At 49.0% G+C, this 17,156-nt stretch carries 10 protein-coding genes; 9 read left to right on the forward strand and 1 reads right to left on the reverse strand.

Annotation, left to right across the window (positions count from 1 at the left end; all coding sequences use genetic code 11):
• Nucleotides 1–186: 186 nt before the first annotated feature.
• A complete protein-coding gene (locus C7A19_RS02895) occupies nucleotides 187–837 on the forward strand; it encodes a hypothetical protein (protein WP_116644111.1) in 651 nt (216 codons plus the stop codon).
• A 97-nt stretch (nucleotides 838–934) separates the two neighbouring features.
• On the opposite strand, the gene pncB is transcribed toward C7A19_RS02895, so the two are convergent.
• On the reverse strand, nucleotides 935–2,107 hold the full coding sequence (gene pncB / locus C7A19_RS02900) for a nicotinate phosphoribosyltransferase (protein ID WP_116644112.1): 1,173 nt from the start codon (nucleotides 2,105–2,107) through the stop codon (nucleotides 935–937).
• 278 nt (nucleotides 2,108–2,385) lie between these two features.
• On the opposite strand from pncB, the gene pepN reads away from it, so the two are divergent.
• The 8 genes from pepN to C7A19_RS02940 all read left to right on the forward strand — a co-directional run bounded on the left by pepN (nucleotide 2,386) and on the right by C7A19_RS02940 (nucleotide 17,061).
• Nucleotides 2,386–4,995 carry an aminopeptidase N gene (gene pepN, locus C7A19_RS02905; RefSeq protein ID WP_116644113.1) on the forward strand — a complete coding sequence of 870 codons (2,610 nt, stop codon included), beginning with the start codon at nucleotides 2,386–2,388 and terminating at the stop codon, nucleotides 4,993–4,995.
• Between the two features lie 124 nt (nucleotides 4,996–5,119).
• Entirely contained in the window at nucleotides 5,120–5,338 is a 219-nt protein-coding gene (locus tag C7A19_RS02910) for a DUF2835 domain-containing protein (protein ID WP_069362421.1), read from the forward strand.
• Between the two features lie 203 nt (nucleotides 5,339–5,541).
• Nucleotides 5,542–10,362: an NAD-glutamate dehydrogenase gene (locus tag C7A19_RS02915; protein WP_116644114.1), complete on the forward strand. Its 4,821-nt coding sequence runs from the start codon at nucleotides 5,542–5,544 to the stop codon at nucleotides 10,360–10,362.
• A 66-nt stretch (nucleotides 10,363–10,428) separates the two neighbouring features.
• Nucleotides 10,429–11,442, forward strand: a complete 1,014-nt coding sequence (pyrD, locus tag C7A19_RS02920) for a quinone-dependent dihydroorotate dehydrogenase (protein ID WP_069362419.1) — start codon at nucleotides 10,429–10,431, stop codon at nucleotides 11,440–11,442.
• 139 nt (nucleotides 11,443–11,581) lie between these two features.
• Nucleotides 11,582–12,136: a cell division protein ZapC gene (locus tag C7A19_RS02925; protein ID WP_077458716.1), complete on the forward strand. Its 555-nt coding sequence runs from the start codon at nucleotides 11,582–11,584 to the stop codon at nucleotides 12,134–12,136.
• A 647-nt stretch (nucleotides 12,137–12,783) separates the two neighbouring features.
• Nucleotides 12,784–14,913: a bifunctional 23S rRNA (guanine(2069)-N(7))-methyltransferase RlmK/23S rRNA (guanine(2445)-N(2))-methyltransferase RlmL gene (gene rlmKL / locus C7A19_RS02930; RefSeq protein WP_116644115.1), complete on the forward strand. Its 2,130-nt coding sequence runs from the start codon at nucleotides 12,784–12,786 to the stop codon at nucleotides 14,911–14,913.
• A complete protein-coding gene (locus tag C7A19_RS02935; protein WP_077653000.1) occupies nucleotides 14,910–15,164 on the forward strand; it encodes a glutaredoxin family protein in 255 nt (84 codons plus the stop codon). Before rlmKL ends, C7A19_RS02935 begins: the two co-directional genes overlap by 4 nt.
• Nucleotides 15,151–17,061 carry an ABC transporter ATP-binding protein gene (locus tag C7A19_RS02940; RefSeq protein ID WP_077458713.1) on the forward strand — a complete coding sequence of 637 codons (1,911 nt, stop codon included), beginning with the start codon at nucleotides 15,151–15,153 and terminating at the stop codon, nucleotides 17,059–17,061. Before C7A19_RS02935 ends, C7A19_RS02940 begins: the two co-directional genes overlap by 14 nt.
• Nucleotides 17,062–17,156: the final 95 nt, after the last annotated feature.

Consider the following 17,156-nt stretch of genomic DNA (forward strand, 5'->3'; position numbering starts at 1 on the left):
AGCAGGTCGGCATTGTCCGAGTCACCCCAAGCCTAGGCCATTCGCCTAGGCTTTTTTTATGACATTATGGTGACGACGAGACGGTGTCACTCAACATGAAACGAGATCTTGCTCAAAAAACTGCATAAAACTGAGAAGTCCGTCTAACCTTATTGGTAGAGCATCACTGCCAATAAGGGGGAAGGTATGCGTTGCTTATTGGGTGCTTTTGTGGCCTTAGTGATGGCGTTGCCAGTACACGGTGACGACTTAGCGCGATTTGACGTCCCGTTACTGCTTGGTCAATGGTATTGGTTTAGTGCTGAGGAAGAGTCAGAGGCTCGTCATCCTTATAAAGCCATTAACCTTTCGTTTAATTCTCATTATGAATTTCGTATTGATATGCTGCGTCGTGACGGGCAACTTGAAACGGCGGCCGGCAGATATACGGTGAACCATCAAGCATTACGGTTGTACGATGGGCAGGGGGCGGATCAAGTGCATGCCTACCAGTTGAATCACAACCAGTTGCAGCTTCAGGGGGCGGTTTTTACCAAACTGCTGCCGGAGGATCTCTCCGGTGTATGGCGTTCAAACCGTATTGAAGGGGAAGATGTGAGTGAAGTGGTGGATGGTGTGTCGCTGAAACTTCGCCCAGACTTTCTGTTCGCGATGCAGGTGCGTGGCAACGATGGCCGCTCCATTACTCACCGCGGGGTGTATTTGGTTGAAGGTGACAACCTGATGCTTATTTATGAACAAGGACGCCATTCGTCCCAGTACCAACTCGCCTCAGATACCTTACGCTTAACCAATGAGGTGTTTGGTATGGAGGCGGTGTTACAACGCCAACGTTAGCGGTGGTGGCTATATCAGTAGAAGAAGTCGAGATTAAAAAGGGCCGGTAATTAACCGGCCCTCTCTGTAGGTGTGAAGCGTCTCGTCCGACAACGGTTTAGTCCGGTAACTTGAACGCGGCTTTTAGTGCAGAGAGGTGCGCCTCATCTTTACAAATGGCTTTGTTAGGTTCATCAGAAATTTTGGCGACAGGTTTCCCTTGGCAGGTGGTAAGTTTGATCACCACATTGAGGGTTTTCACATTGGGCAGATCACAGGTCAACTGCGTGCCAATACCAAATGAGGTCGTGGCTTTGTCGGCAAAGTATTGATAGATGTGCACAGCCTTCGCCAGCGTGAGGCTATCGGAGAAGACCAGCGTCTTATCTTTGGGATCAATGCCATGCTCCCGATAATGCGCGATCGCCTTTTCACCCCACGCAATCGGGTCACCACTGTCATGACGCAAGCCGCTAAAGGCATGGCAAAGTGAACGGTCAAAGTCCTGTAAAAAGGCATCCATGTTGATGCAATCGGTTAACGCTATCCCGAGGCTATCGGGATATTCTTGTAGCCAGACTTGTAACGCAAGCTGCTGAGAGTCAGCTAACTGGCCGGCAAGCTGCTGATGGGCCTGAAACCACTCATGTGCTTGGGTGCCGACAGGCGGGAGCCCTAGCTGTTTCGCTAGCCACACGTTAGAGGTGCCTTTTAAAGGCGGATAGACGTCGTGCAGTCGTGTCACTACCGCTTGGTGCACCTCGCGTGAAAACCGTCGTCGTGTGCCAAAGTCCACCAGCTGAAACCCATCCGCAAAGCCATCTTTGGGCAGATGCACAAGTTTATCATCAAGACGCGTGAGCGCGTCATTGACCGTGTGATGAGGGTAGCAGGCGCGATTTCTCAACTCACAAATAATCGCCAGTAGGGGTACTTCCCAGAGAATCACCTCGTGCCAGGGGCCGGCGATATGAATCGCCAATTGACCGTCTTCGATACCAACAGTGACCTGGTCAGGATCGAATTGAAAACCTGACAAAAAGGCGAGAAAGTCTGCTTGATACAGACCTAGCGAGTCCAGATAGCTGAGCTCGTCTTCACGAAACCGTAATGTCGCGAGATGGTGGACATGATCCACCACTTGTTCACATAGGTAGGAGAGGTCTTCATCACTGCGGCAGTAAAAGTCAGCGGTAACGTGGACATCAGGATAATGATGGAATACTGCTTGCTGCATATTGATTTTATAAGCATCAGTATCCAAAAGTGATGTAATGATCGGATTGTGCATGCGTGGTGAACGCCTTACGGGTTACAAAACGAAATGAGCGTCATAGTACCGCAATTTTTATAAAATTTAACCGTCGTCACATTATATTTCCGTTGGGATTGGCAGGCTTCGTTGACATTATGCGGCATTTATTGAATGTAAACGCAAACATTTGATAACAAACTGTTAAATCTATAGTCATCGATGCCAAGCCGCGGTAAGGTATGGCATGCAAAATCGCCCTTGGGCGAATGAATACAGTTCGTTGGCTGAGGTACACTCGATAAAAAGGAAACGACATGTCTCAACAACCCACCGCCAAATACCGTGATGATTACCGTGCACCGGATTTCACTATTACGGACATCAATCTTGAGTTTGATCTCCATCCGAACAACACCCTGGTCACTGCCGTCAGTCAGGTAAAACGCCTGAATAATGACGCGACGGATCTCGAACTAGACGGTGACGCATTGACGTTAGTGCGCCTAGACATCAACGGCGACCCTTGGACGGCTTATAGTGAAGAAGCGGGTAAATTGATTATCCGAGACGTTCCTGAAGCGTTTACGTTAACCGTACAAACTCAGCTTGACCCGGAAAACAATACTGCTTTAGAGGGGCTCTATATCTCAGGCGGGGCGTACTGCACCCAGTGTGAAGCGGAAGGGTTTCGCCGAATCACTTATTATCTCGACCGTCCCGATGTGTTAGCGCGCTTTACCACCAAAGTGATTGCGGATAAAGCAAATTATCCGTACTTACTCAGTAATGGTAATAAGATCGCGTCGGGTGAATTGGAAGGTGGCCGCCACTGGGTAGAATGGCATGACCCTTACGCCAAGCCCAGCTACCTATTTGCGCTGGTTGGTGGCGATTTTGATGTGTTACGCGATACGTTTGTCACACGATCTGGCCGAGATGTGGCGTTGGAGATTTTTGTTGATAAAGGCAACTTGGATCGTGCCGATCACGCGATGACGTCACTCAAAAACGCAATGAAATGGGACGAGGATCGCTTTGATCTTGAGTACGATCTAGACATCTACATGATCGTCGCCGTTGATTTTTTCAACATGGGCGCCATGGAGAATAAAGGCTTAAACATCTTTAACTCCAAGTACGTATTGGCAAACGCAGAAACCGCCACCGATACCGATTATCTTGGCATCGAAGCGGTCATTGGTCATGAGTACTTCCATAACTGGACGGGGAACCGAGTGACATGCCGTGATTGGTTCCAACTGAGCCTCAAAGAAGGGCTAACGGTATTCCGAGACCAAGAGTTTTCGTCAGATTTAGGCTCGCGCTCGGTTAATCGTATCAATAACGCACGTATTATGCGTGGCCCGCAGTTTGCTGAAGATGCCAGCCCCATGTCTCATCCGATTCGGCCAGAGAAGGTGATCGAGATGAATAACTTTTACACCCTGACGGTGTATGAGAAGGGCAGCGAAGTTATCCGCATGATGCATACTATTTTGGGTGAAGCAGGCTTCCAAAAAGGGGTTAAGCTTTACTTTGAGCGCCATGATGGTACCGCGGCAACCTGTGATGATTTTGTTCAAGCGATGGAGGATGCCTCTGGGATTGATTTGACCCAGTTCCGTCGTTGGTATAGCCAGTCGGGAACGCCAGTGCTCAGCGTGTCGTCGACGTATGATCCTGATAGCAAACAATTAGCACTGCATGTTTCTCAGCACACCCCGCCAACGGCGGATCAACAGGAGAAGTTGCCGCTTTACATCCCATTGGATATCGAGCTGTATCGTCGTGATGGCAGTGTGATTAAGTTACAGCGTCACGGTGAGAGCGTCTCCAATGTGCTCGCGGTAACGGAGACAGAGCAAACCTTTATTTTTGATGAGGTGGACGAGCAACCTGTGCTATCACTACTGCGCGAGTTCTCGGCGCCGGTGAAGCTTGATCACGATTATCAAGATGATGAATTAGCCTTCTTATTGCAACATGCGCGTAATGACTTTGCGCGGTGGGATGCGGGTCAGAGCCTACTGGCTAAGCATATTAAAGCGAACGTCGCACGGGTACAGAACGAGCAGCCTATTGATGTGCCTCTGTCTGTGATTGATGCGTTCCGTGGCGTACTCCTTAGTGACAACACGGATCCGGCTTTGATTGCAGAAGTACTTAATCTTCCAAGTGAAACCGAAGTGGCAGGGTGGTTTGATACCGTTGACGTTGATGCTATTCACCAGGTGATGGCGGCGTTCAAGCAGCAGTTTGCCGATCATATGGTTGATGAGTTTGATGCGGTATACCGCCAGTATGCGCAGCCTGAATATCAGATCACTCATAAAGCTATCGGTGAGCGCGCGTTGCGCAATACCTGCTTGAGCTATCTCGCCCATACGGAAAACGGCAATACGCATGTTGAGCGTCATTACCATGCTGCGAATAATATGACTGACACCATGGCAGCATTGAATGCCGCCAACAATGCGCAATTGCCGTGCCGTGAACCACTGATGAAAGATTTCAGTGATAAATGGCAGCATGATGGGCTGGTAATGGACAAATGGTTTATGCTGCAAGGGGCAAACCCAGCAGACAATGCGCTTGACCAAGTTAGAGTGCAAATGGACCATCCGGCCTTTACCCTTAAAAACCCCAACCGTGTTCGCAGCTTAGTGGGCGCTTTTTGCAACCGAAACCCTGCGCGTTTCCACGCTAAAGACGGTAGCGGCTATCGGTTTTTGAAAGAGATCTTAGTGATACTCAACCAATCTAACCCGCAGGTGGCGTCTCGATTGATTGATCCTATGCTCAAGCTTGCCCATTACGATCGCGATCGCCAGCAGCAAATGCGCCAGATATTGCAAGAGTTGGCCGATATGGATAACTTAGCAGCGGATCTTTATGAAAAAGTAGAAAAAACACTTGAGCAGTAAGAAACGATTTGGGATAAAATCAGCCAAGCGTTAACAAGTGTGAAAAGCCGTCCACCTTGGGCGGCTTTTTGTTTTCGATGGTTGATTGGTTTGCGGTGTCACGGTGATAGGTTGAGCGGAAGAGATGGAGTACTATTTTAACGTTTACATTGCTTACTCAGAGTATCAACACTATTACAGTGGTGCCGCGGCCAATGTGGTGGTGACATCCGATCAGGGGCTGCGTCTTCAGATCCCGGCTTCTCGTTTTCGTCCTTTCTTATCACACCTGGGTATACGCGGGCGTTTTAAACTGGTGACAGACGCCAACCACAAGTTCCAGTCGTTAATGCGGGTAGCCTAGTGATACGCGAGTAAAGCCTCATCAATTCTTCTGTTTAAATAGCCACACCAGTCACATTCTGGCGAAATTCGCGTAAATCCAGCCGTTTATCTATAACGTTTTTATCTGCCAAGCCTTACACTAGACAGTGCGTTTGTTAACGCAATGTTTACCTCTGAATACTCACAACGATAATGTTCTAAAAAGGACAACGGAGCTCCAGAATGACCTCGCGTGACCCTATAGTACCTGTGTTACTTGAGAAGGTTTATCAGTTGATTGCCGATAAACTCGATGAAACTCAACAACCACTTGTCGATGCATTAGCCAAAAGGATATTGGGTCAAATCTCTGATGATGATTTGCAGGAACGCAATGAGTCAGATCTCTACGGTGCTGTGATGAGTTTGTGGCACCACCTCAACACCTTTGAACAAGATCAAGTCTTTGTAAAAGTCTTTAACCCCAGCCTTAGTGGCAATGGGTGGCAGTCAACCCACACCATTGTCGAGATCTTGGCACCTGACGCCCCTTTCTTGGTTGATTCGGTGCGTATGGCGCTCAACCGTTTGGGGATCACCACCCACTTAATGCTTAACACCCCAATAAAATCACAAAAGAATGAGCAGGGTGATGTGATTGCCATTGGTGATGATAATGGCAAGTTCCAAAGCACGTTCCATATCGAAATTGACAAAATGTCCGATGAGTCAGAGATGGCGGCACTTGAGGCTGAGCTGTCTGAAACCTTAACGGATGTGGTGATGGTGGTGAACGATTGGAAGCCGATGCGTGAGCAGATGCTTGAGTTGGTGTCGGAATTGAAAGACACACCGTTGCCGATTGATGACGAGCGTCGGCAAGAAGCGATCGAGTTTTTGAGTTGGATTACTGACAACAACTTTACCTTTATGGGGTACAAGTGTTTTGATTTAGTGCCTGTTGAAGGGGATTATGAACTGCGAGCAAGCACAGACTGCAATGCGCTTGGCTTGGCGAAAAAACATAAATCGCCCGCGGTACTCAGCTTGTCAGAAATGCCAGAGTCCGCCCGTGCTGAAGCGTTGAAAAAAGAGCTACTGGTGCTCACAAAAAGTAACGCTAAATCGCGAGTTCACCGTCCGGCTTATGTGGATTACATCGGCATTAAAAAGTTCGATAAACAAGGGAATGTGATTGGCGAACACCGTTTCACGGGCCTTTACGCATCATCTGCCTATAACCAATCCACGGCAAGTATTCCTGTCCTGCGAAATAAAGTACGTCGTATTCTCGATAACAGTGGTTTTTATCGTGAATCTCACTCGTGGAAAGCATTAGCGAATATTTTGGAAAACTATCCGCGTGATGAGTTGTTCCAAGCGACGGAAGACGAAATGCGCGACGTTGGGATGGGCGTGGTGCAGATGCAAGATCGCGACATGTTGCGAGTGTTTGTCCGTCGCGATCCATTTGGGCGTTTTTTCTCGTGCATGGTGTATATCACTCGTGAGCGCTACAACACCGAGTTCCGTCGTCAAACCCAGCGTATTCTCCAGCAATACTTTGGTTCCGATCAGACGGTAGAATTTACCACTTTCTTCTCGGAAAGCCCCTTGGCACGGACGCACTATATCGTCCGAGTAGAAAACAACAATTTCGATATTGATGTGAAGAAGATCGAACAAAACCTAACAGAGGCAGCGTCGTCGTGGGACGATCGCCTGCAAGAGGCGGTGATTGCTAACTTTGGTGAAAACCGAGGTACGCCAATCGCCAAACGCTATTTGCGCGCGTTTCCACGTTCGTACAAGGAAGCCATGCTCCCGGGCTCCGCCGTTGCTGACATCGAGCGCCTTGAAGGTCTCAGTGATGATAATAAGCTCGACATGTTGCTTTACCGTCCTCAAGAGGTGAGCCATCAATCCAACGCGATTAGCCTCAAGTTGTTCCAAAAGGGCGAGCCTATTCATCTGTCTGATGTGATGCCGATGTTGGAAAACCTCGGGCTGAGAGTGATTGGTGAGTCGCCTTATGAGGTGGCAACTAGCCAAGGGGATACATACTGGATCCTTGATTTCTCCATGTTGCACAGTGCCGGTTCGGCGTTTGATCTTGGTAATGCCCGAGATCGTTTCCAACATGCCTTTGCCGATATTTGGCATGGCCGTTTGGACAACGATGGCTTTAATCGCTTGGTGCTCAATGCTGGGTTGTCGGGACGAGAAGTAACGATTTTACGTGCTTATGCGCGTTATATGCGTCAAATTGGCTTTCCATTTAGTCAAGCCTATATAGAAGAGACGTTGGCGTCACACTCTCAGCTTGCCAGCTTCTTGGTAAAACTGTTCAATACGCGCTTTGATCCAGCGGGTAAGCAAACCAAGCGCGCGCAAGACGCCATTATCAATGATATCGAAGAAGCGCTCGATAATGTTGAGAGCCTTGATGATGACCGTATTATTCGTCGCTACATGGACATCATGTTGGCGACCACACGGACCAACTTCTTCCAAAAAGATCCGGATAATGGCCAAGACAAGCCTTATCTCTCGTTAAAACTCGAGGCCTCTGAAATCCCGGATATGCCCAAGCCTGTTCCGGCCTTCGAGATCTTCGTGTATTCCCCTGATGTTGAAGGGGTGCATTTACGCGGTGGTAAGGTGGCTCGTGGCGGGCTCCGTTGGTCGGATCGGCAAGAAGATTTCCGTACCGAGGTGCTTGGTCTTGTCAAAGCGCAGCAGGTGAAAAACACCGTGATTGTGCCTGTTGGGGCGAAAGGTGGATTTGTCTGCAAGCGCCAACATCAGCTTTCCGGTCGCGATGCGATTTTCGCAGAAGGGAAGCGCTGCTATCGGATCTTCATCCAAGGGTTGCTCGACATTACCGATAATATCGTGGAAGGTACCCTGACACCGCCGCGACACGTTGTCCGTCATGACGAAGACGATGCCTATCTAGTGGTAGCGGCGGATAAAGGGACGGCGACATTCTCTGACCTTGCTAACAGTGTTTCCGCACAATATGACTTTTGGCTGGGCGATGCGTTCGCGTCGGGTGGTTCCAACGGTTATGACCACAAGAAGATGGGGATTACCGCAGCCGGTGCATGGGAGTCAGTGAAACGTCATTTCCGCGAAATTGATATCAACTGTCAAACCACAGATTTTACCTGTGTGGGGATTGGCGATATGGGCGGTGATGTGTTTGGTAACGGCATGTTGCTGTCTAAACATATTCGCTTGGTGGCTGCGTTTAACCACATGCATATCTTTATTGACCCTGAGCCAGATGCTGCAAAAAGTTGGAAAGAGCGACAGCGGCTTTTCAACCTGCCGCGCTCAAGCTGGGAAGACTATGACAGCAAGTTGATTTCCAAAGGTGGGGGGATATTCTCTCGCCGCGCCAAGTCGATTACTTTAACGCCAGAGATACAAAAACTGCTTGGGACACGCAAGCAGTCAATGGCACCGAATGATCTGATTAAGCAGATCTTAAAAGCCAAAGTGGATCTGCTTTGGAATGGTGGGATCGGGACCTATGTGAAGTCGTCTGATGAAACCCACACCTCTGTTGGTGATCGCGCCAATGACGGATTGCGTGTTAATGGTAACGAAATTGGCGCCCGCATTATCGGTGAGGGGGGCAACTTAGGAATGACGCAACTGGGGCGGATCGAATATGCGCTCAAAGGCGGTCGCGTCAATACCGACTTTATCGACAACGTTGGTGGGGTCGATTGTTCCGATAACGAAGTCAATATCAAGATCTTGCTCAATGGGCTGGTGGCCGCTGGCGACTTGACCATGAAAAAACGCAACGAGCTACTAGAGCGGATGGAAGATGAAGTGTCGGATATCGTGCTTGAAGATGCGTACAGTCAGAGTGAGTCGATTTCGGTTACTCACAATCAGCAAGCTGCGTTATTAAAAGAGCAGATCCGCTTTATTCATTATCTTGAAAAAGAGGGCAAGCTGGATCGCGCACTTGAATATTTGCCGGATGATGAGACCTTGTCTGAGCGTAATCTGCGTGGCACGGGCCTAACGCGCCCAGAAATTGCCGTGCTGGTGGCGTACGGGAAGATGGTGCTCAAAGAGCAACTGGTGGTCGACGAAGTGACGCAAGATGCACACTTTGGCCAGCTACTTCCCAGTTACTTCCCGAAAGAGTTACAGCGTCACTATCGCCAAGAAATGGAATCCCATCCACTTCGCGGCGAGATCATTGCGACGGCGTTGGCGAACCAGATGTCGAACGACATGGGCTTTAATTTCATTACGCGTATGCAAGATGAAACCGGCGCAAGTGTCAGTGAGATTGCCAAATCGTATGCTATCGCGCGTGATGTGTTTGGCTTTGAACAATTATTTGATGATGTCCGAGCGCTAGATAATCAGGTCAATGCTAAGGTGCAATACGATATCTTGTTCCGTTGCCGTCGGATGTTACGTCGCGCAACGCGATGGATGTTACGCAACAAACGTAAAGGGGAGAGCATCGAGGCACAAGTGGCCTTTTATCGCCCCGCGCTGCAAAACTTGGTTGAGCACTTGGACAAGTATCTGGTTGAGAGTGAAATCAAAGAGCATGACCAACAGGCGGAGACATTGCGACAAGCTGGGGTGCCGGATGCACTGGCCAATAGAGTCTGTCGTCTCACTAGCGTGTTCTCTGGCTTAGACTTAGCTCAGGTGTCAGAGCAGCTGAATAAGCCGTTTGAGCTGGTGGCGCGCTTGTATTACGTGCTAGGGGATGGCCTGTCACTGCACTGGTTCTTGAAACAAATCAACAATCAACCCGTGGATAACCACTGGCAAGCCTTGGCCCGTGCGTCTTTCCGTGAAGATCTGGATTGGCAACAACGCTTACTCACCGCTCATATTGTGTCTGAAATGGCGGATGATCAAGATGCTGAGACAGGATTAGCGCAATGGATGGATGAGCACGTGGTGATCCTCGGCCGCTGGCAGAGCATTGTTGATGAGTTCAAAGTGGGCTCAGTGCATGAGTTTGCCAAGTTCTCGGTGGCACTCCGTGAATTGTCGCTGTTAAATTTAAATTGAATTAGCGCGCCAATAACGCAATAATCTAGCCCCGTTTATACGGGGCTTTTTTTATTAGGAGGGATAATGCTTTACCGCCTCGCCAGACCGGCTATCTTTCAGTTAGATCCAGAAAAAGCACATGATCTAACCATCAACACCCTTTCTCGATATCACCACACCCCGCTTCGTTTTCTCTATTCCCAACAGCTTCCTCCTCGTCCAGTTACCGTGATGGGACTCAACTTCAATAATCCCGTTGGCTTAGCAGCAGGATTGGACAAAAACGGCGAGTGCATAGAAGCCTTTGGCGCGATGGGGTTTGGCTTTGTAGAAGTGGGGACAGTGACGCCCCGTCCGCAACCGGGTAACGATAAGCCTCGACTTTTTCGTATTATAGCTGCCGAGGGGATCATCAATCGAATGGGTTTCAATAACCAAGGCGTTGATGCATTGGTAGAAAACGTGAAACGTGCGAAAAACTTCGATGGTGTGTTGGGGATTAATATTGGTAAGAACAAAGATACACCCATCGAGCAGGGGACCGACGATTATCTCGCCTGCATGCGAAAAGTATACCCACACGCTGACTATATTGCCGTCAATATCTCGTCGCCTAACACGCCAGGATTACGTACCTTACAATATGGCGAGATGTTCGATGAACTCCTTAGCACACTGAAAGCGGAACAGGCACATTTGGCAGACACCCACGATAAATACGTGCCTTTGACAGTTAAGATTGCCCCAGACTTGAGTGAAGACGAAATTCAACAAGTGGCCCAAGCACTGATTCGTCATCAGATTGATGGCGTGATTGCGACCAACACGACGCTTGAGCGTTCATTGGTAGATGGTATGCCACATTATCGTGAAGCGGGTGGGCTGAGTGGCCGTCCTGTGCAACTAAAAAGCACCGAGGTCATTCGCCAACTACATCGTGCACTCGATGGTGCGATGCCCATCATTGGGGTAGGCGGCATTGACTCAGTCACCGCCGCGCGAGAAAAACTCGAAGCGGGGGCGGATCTGGTGCAAGTCTACTCTGGGTTAATATACCAAGGTCCTGGGCTCATCAAACAAATCGTGCGTCATATTTAGCTTAGTAAATAAACGCTTAACGCATTAAAGGGGACGTTTTCTTCCCCTTTTTTTTTCGCTTCAGCCCATTACACTTCAGGCAATGGCAGTGTTGTTATCGCCAGACACCCAGTAAGTGAGTCATCGCGGGAGCTGAAGTATGTTAAAACCTAATGATGCATGGAGATGGTATTTCGATAATACGTCGAATTCACTGATGCTGGATTTAGGCGATGACATGGTTTTTCGCGTGGCGGTTAATGCCAAACATCTCATCCCCGATGCGTTCTCATCATCCCCATTTTCTGTTGAGGATGCATCACTCTTTCAACGTTTGACAGAGCCTCTGTCAAATCTTTCACTTTCCGGCCCTCGTCAGGCCGAACTCGCTTTGAACGCAGTGGCAGCCTATCGCTTCCACAAACCTGTCTTACCTAAAAGCTGGTTTTTCGAGCCACAACAAGACACTATTGCCACCCCTGAGTGGGGGCAAATAGTCGAGCTCACCAGCCAAACAGGGGATAGGGCGCCGTTTATTATCATAGAGAACGCCGGTTCCGCTTCACTGTGCATGCTCGCGCGCGAAGCGGATTTTGAACTGAGCGCGAATAAAAAAATGGCGTTTTGTGGTGCGATTAAAGTAATGAACGACCGGCTATCGCAACCAATATGTCAAACAAATAGCCAAAAAGGTCGCTTTGCGTTAGTGGGCTGAGTGGTTTTCACTCAGCCCACGCCTCCTTTCTTCCCTCACTTTCCTTGTTCCGTAGACAGATGACAGCGCGATAGCTGTATCTTGACGTTTCTTATACCAAACAGACGTGCATAAAAAATGTGATATCAGTTCATTTTATGAACGAAAAGTGTGCGCATCTCTGAGCATTTTTTCATTCATTTGGGGATATTTTCACCCTTATCACGGCAGTTATTGACTGCTTTCTTCCTATTTTATCCGGCAAAATGCTTGAGCAAATCTCTTCTGGTATAGTCCAGTTTTGATGGTGATGCATTCTTTCCCAAAGGGAAAATAAGTCCGTTTTTATTGTTATAAAGTGAGGTTTGATAGATATCATAGCAGCAGTGAATACTTACACGCGTCGGTTCAAACCGCATTGCGCGAGGCGATGTCAGTGTAGAAGCAAGATGGTTTCCTGGAAGAAACACGGATGGGGGTCGGGGTCGGATAATTGATTCCATGCAGAAACAAATCTTTCTTAGCATCTGTTTTTATATGGAAACAATAATCCGGCGATTTATTCATCGTTCAATGGTGTTTGTTACCGCTTGGGTCAACGATAGGCGCAAGATTGATGTATAATCGCCGCCATGATGATAACGACGCCCAAAGGGTGTAGAGACTGAATGAAACACTATCTCGCAATAACCGCTCGAGGCCTCGAGCACATGCTAGCTCAAGAGCTTGAACAACTTGGCGTCTCTAGCGTCAAGCAAGTTCATGCGGGGGTTAAATTTAAAGCCGACGATTCAACACTGTATCAATGCTGTTTATGGAGTCGGATTGCGTCGCGGTTTGTCTTAGTTCTGGGCGAATTTGCGGTGCGCGATGATATGGATCTCTACCTCGGGGCAACGGCAATTAACTGGCCCGATTATTTTCACGCCAGTCAGCGGATTGCGGTGGACTTTAATGGTACCAATCGCGAGATACGCAATAGCCAGTACGGGGCGTTGAAAGTCAAAGACGCAATTGTAGACAAGTTTGAAAAGTCGAATTTGCCCCGCCCAAGCGTCGACCGCGAGCAGCCTGATTTACGTATCTATATGCGGTTATCGAAAGATCAAGGCCTGCTTGGGATTGATATGGTAGGGAGCGGCCTACATCAGCGCGGCTATCGTACCCAAGCAGGCGCTGCGCCCTTACGAGAGACCCATGCGGCAGCCTTAGTCGCAAGGAGTGGCTGGAAGATGGATCAGCCTTTGATGGATATCATGTGTGGCTCGGGCACCCTGCTGATAGAAGCGGCGATGATGGCAGCGAAAATCGCGCCTGGATTAAAGCGCAAGCGCTGGGGCTTTGAATCGTTGTTGGGCTTTGATGATGAAGCCTTTAAAGCGATCAAAGCGGAAGCGAGTGTCAAGGCAAAACGAGGTGTAAGTCAGTGCCAGACACGTTTTTATGGCACGGATAACGATGCCCGTATGATTGAGACAGCACGCGCGAATGCACGACGTGCTGGCGTGGGTGAATTGATTGATTTTGCAACGGGTGATGCCACGCAAGTGACGCCGCCTGAGGGATTCTCAGGGGGACATATTCTTTCTAATCCGCCGTACGGGGAGCGCTTGGGAACCACGCCTGGCTTGATCGCCCTCTACACGCAGCTCGGTGATCACCTTAAAGAGGCATTTGCGGGGAACACGGTTTCTTTGTATTCAGGATCGGAAGAGTTACTGAGTTGCTTGCGGATGCGCGCGGATGACAAATTTAAGTTACGCAACGGTGCGTTAGACTGTGTGATGAAAACCTATGCGATCACTGCGCGTGGTGAAAAACCGGAGAGTGAAGCGCCAAAGGCGGACGTCGCCCCAGATTTTGCTAACCGTTTGCGCAAGAATATGGCGAAGCTCGACAAATGGGCGAAGAAACAAGCGTTAGAGTGTTATCGACTCTATGATGCCGACTTGCCTGACTATAAAGCCGCGATAGATCGCTATCGCGATTATTTGGTGATTCAAGAATACGCAGCGCCGAAAACCATTGAGCCTGAGAAAGCACGTCGTCGCTTGTTGGATATGGTGCGTGCTGCCATTGCAGTGACGGGTGTGGATGCCAATAAAGTGGTGTTAAAAACGCGCGAAAAGCAAAAGGGCAACAATCAGTATCAAAAGCTTGCTGGCGCGTCGCGGACCATGACGGTCCATGAATACGGCGTGGCGCTTGAGGTTAATCTCTATGATTATCTTGATACAGGGGTATTTCTTGACCATCGCAATACCCGTCGTCTAATCGGCGAGAAAGCGCAAGGGAAAGATTTCCTTAACCTTTTCGCCTATACGGGCAGTGCGTCGGTGCATGCCGCGGTCGGTGGCGCACGCTCTACCACGACTGTAGATATGTCAAAAACCTATATAGCGTGGGCGGAACGCAATATGGCGCTCAATGGCATTGTCGGGCGTCAACACCGTTTTGAACAGGCAGACTGTCTGCAATGGATTCGCCAATCAGATCAGCAATTTGATTTAATCTTTATCGATCCGCCGACATTCTCTAACTCGAAAAGAATGCACAGCACTTTTGATGTGCAACGTGATCACCTGGATGTCCTTTTGGCACTAAAAGACCGTTTACGTCCCGATGGTGAAATTATTTTTTCCAATAACAAGCGACACTTTAAGATGGATTTGGAAGGTTTAGCGGCTGCAGGGCTCAGTGCAGAAAATATTAGCAAACGCTCGATTCCTGAAGATTTTGCCCGCAACCCACATATTCACAATTGCTGGATTATTCGTCATCAGGATATGTCCGCATGACACTCGTATTGTTTAGTACGGAAGGGTGCCACCTTTGTGAACAAGCGTGGGCACTCTATCAATCTCTCGGTTATCAAACGCCACTCAACAGTCAAGACATTGCCTTTGACGATACGCTCTTTGAGCGTTACGGCGTCACTATCCCTGTGATCGCAATACGTGATCAGTCTGGAGCGGTGAGGGCTGAATTAGGATGGCCGTTTGATCACACACAATTACAAGCTTGGTTAACGCAACATGGCATTGATTAAAATAACCTCCGCCCAGTTGGCGTATGGCGACAACCCATTACTGGACAAAACTGACTTTATTCTCCAGCCAGGTGAGCGCGTGTGTCTGGTAGGGCGCAATGGCGCCGGTAAATCTACCTTGATGAAGGTGCTTGATGGTCAGGTACAGCTCGATGATGGCAGTATTCAAAGTCAGTCTGAACTCAAAGTCTCCCGGCTTGAACAAGATCCCCCCCGCGATAGCCAAGGAACTGTGTTCGATTATGTGGCCGAAGGTCTCGCGGAAGCAGGGGACAAACTCAAGCAGTATCATCAGCTGATCGCGACGATCGAAACCGATCCTAGTGATCGCAATATTGCCGAGCTGGCCAAAGTGCAAGAAGCGCTCGACCACGCTGACGCTTGGCGCTTTGATAATCAGATTATGGTGGTGTTAGGGGCGTTAGGCCTAGAGGGCAATACCGCGCTTAAAGCCTTATCTGGCGGTTGGCAGCGCAAAGCCGCTTTAGCGCGCGCTCTGGTTTGTGAGCCGGATGTGTTGCTTCTTGATGAGCCCACTAACCACTTGGATGTCTCGACTATTTTGTGGTTAGAGCAATTCTTAAAAGATTTTAAAGGCGCAATCGTTTTTATCTCGCATGACCGCTCGTTTATTGGCGCGATGGCCACACGTATCGTTGATCTTGATCGCGGTAAGCTGACCTCATGGCCAGGCGACTATCAAACCTACCTCGACGGTAAAGAAGAAGCGCTGCGAGTGGAAGCTGAGCAGAACGCTGAATTTGATAAAAAACTGGCTCAAGAAGAAGCCTGGATTCGTCAAGGTATCAAAGCACGTCGTACCCGTAACGAGGGGCGAGTGCGCGCACTGAAAGCGCTACGCCAAGAGCGTGCGAGCCGCGTTGAGTTACAGGGTAATGCTAACTTGCAGCTCGACGATGCCAGCCGCTCCGGCAAAATTGTGTTTGAAGCGGAAAACGTCGCCTTTAGCTATCAAGACAAGCCGCTGATTAAGCCATTTAGTTTCACTGTGATGCGCGGCGATCGCATTGCGCTGATTGGCCCGAACGGATGTGGCAAAAGTACGCTATTAAAGCTGATGCTTGAAACACTCACCCCGGACAGTGGCACTTTGCATGTAGGCACAAAACTGGATGTGGCCTATTTTGATCAATACCGGGAGAAGCTAGATCCAGAAAAAACGGTTATCGATAACTTGGCGGGAGGCAAAACCGAGGTTGAAGTCGGTGGTCGTAAGCGTCACGTGATGGGATATTTGCAGGATTTCTTATTCCATCCTCGCCGCGCTCAAACCCCGGTTAAGGCACTGTCTGGGGGCGAGAAAAACCGTCTGCTGTTGGCTAAGTTGTTCCTCAAGCCAGCGAATCTATTGGTTCTTGATGAGCCAACCAACGATCTCGATATCGAAACGCTGGAACTATTGGAAGACTTGCTTTCGCAATTCCAAGGCACTTTATTGCTGGTCAGCCACGATCGTCAATTCGTCGACAACACGGTCACTCATAGCTGGATATTCGAGGGCGACGGTACCATTAATAAGTTTGTTGGGGGATATCACGATGCCCAACAACAGCGTGAGCAGTATCTTAAAGCCATCACACCCAATAGCCGCACGCATTCAACGGGTGGTGAGGCTGATACGGAACAAAAGACGGCAAAACCTAAGAGTAAGCCACGCAAGCTCTCTTATAAACTGCAACGTGAGCTAGAAGCCCTGCCAGCGCGGCTTGAGGCGCTAGAAGAAGAGATTGAAGCATTACAATCAGAAATGAACGATCCTGATTTTTTCTCGAAAAGTCAGGATGTTACCCAACCTAAACTGACTCGATTAGCAGAGGCTGAACAGGAACTAGAGCAAGCCTTTGAACGCTGGGAAGAATTGGAAGCGATGCAATAATTGCGCTAGTGACGTTGTCACATATGGGAGGGATATGACTCACATTTTGTTTAGTTGTTGCGCGATAGTGCTTGCTTAAAAAATAATCATGATCG

The sequence above is a fragment of the Salinivibrio sp. HTSP genome, from assembly GCF_003390965.1.
GTDB classification, from domain to species: domain Bacteria; phylum Pseudomonadota; class Gammaproteobacteria; order Enterobacterales; family Vibrionaceae; genus Salinivibrio; species Salinivibrio kushneri.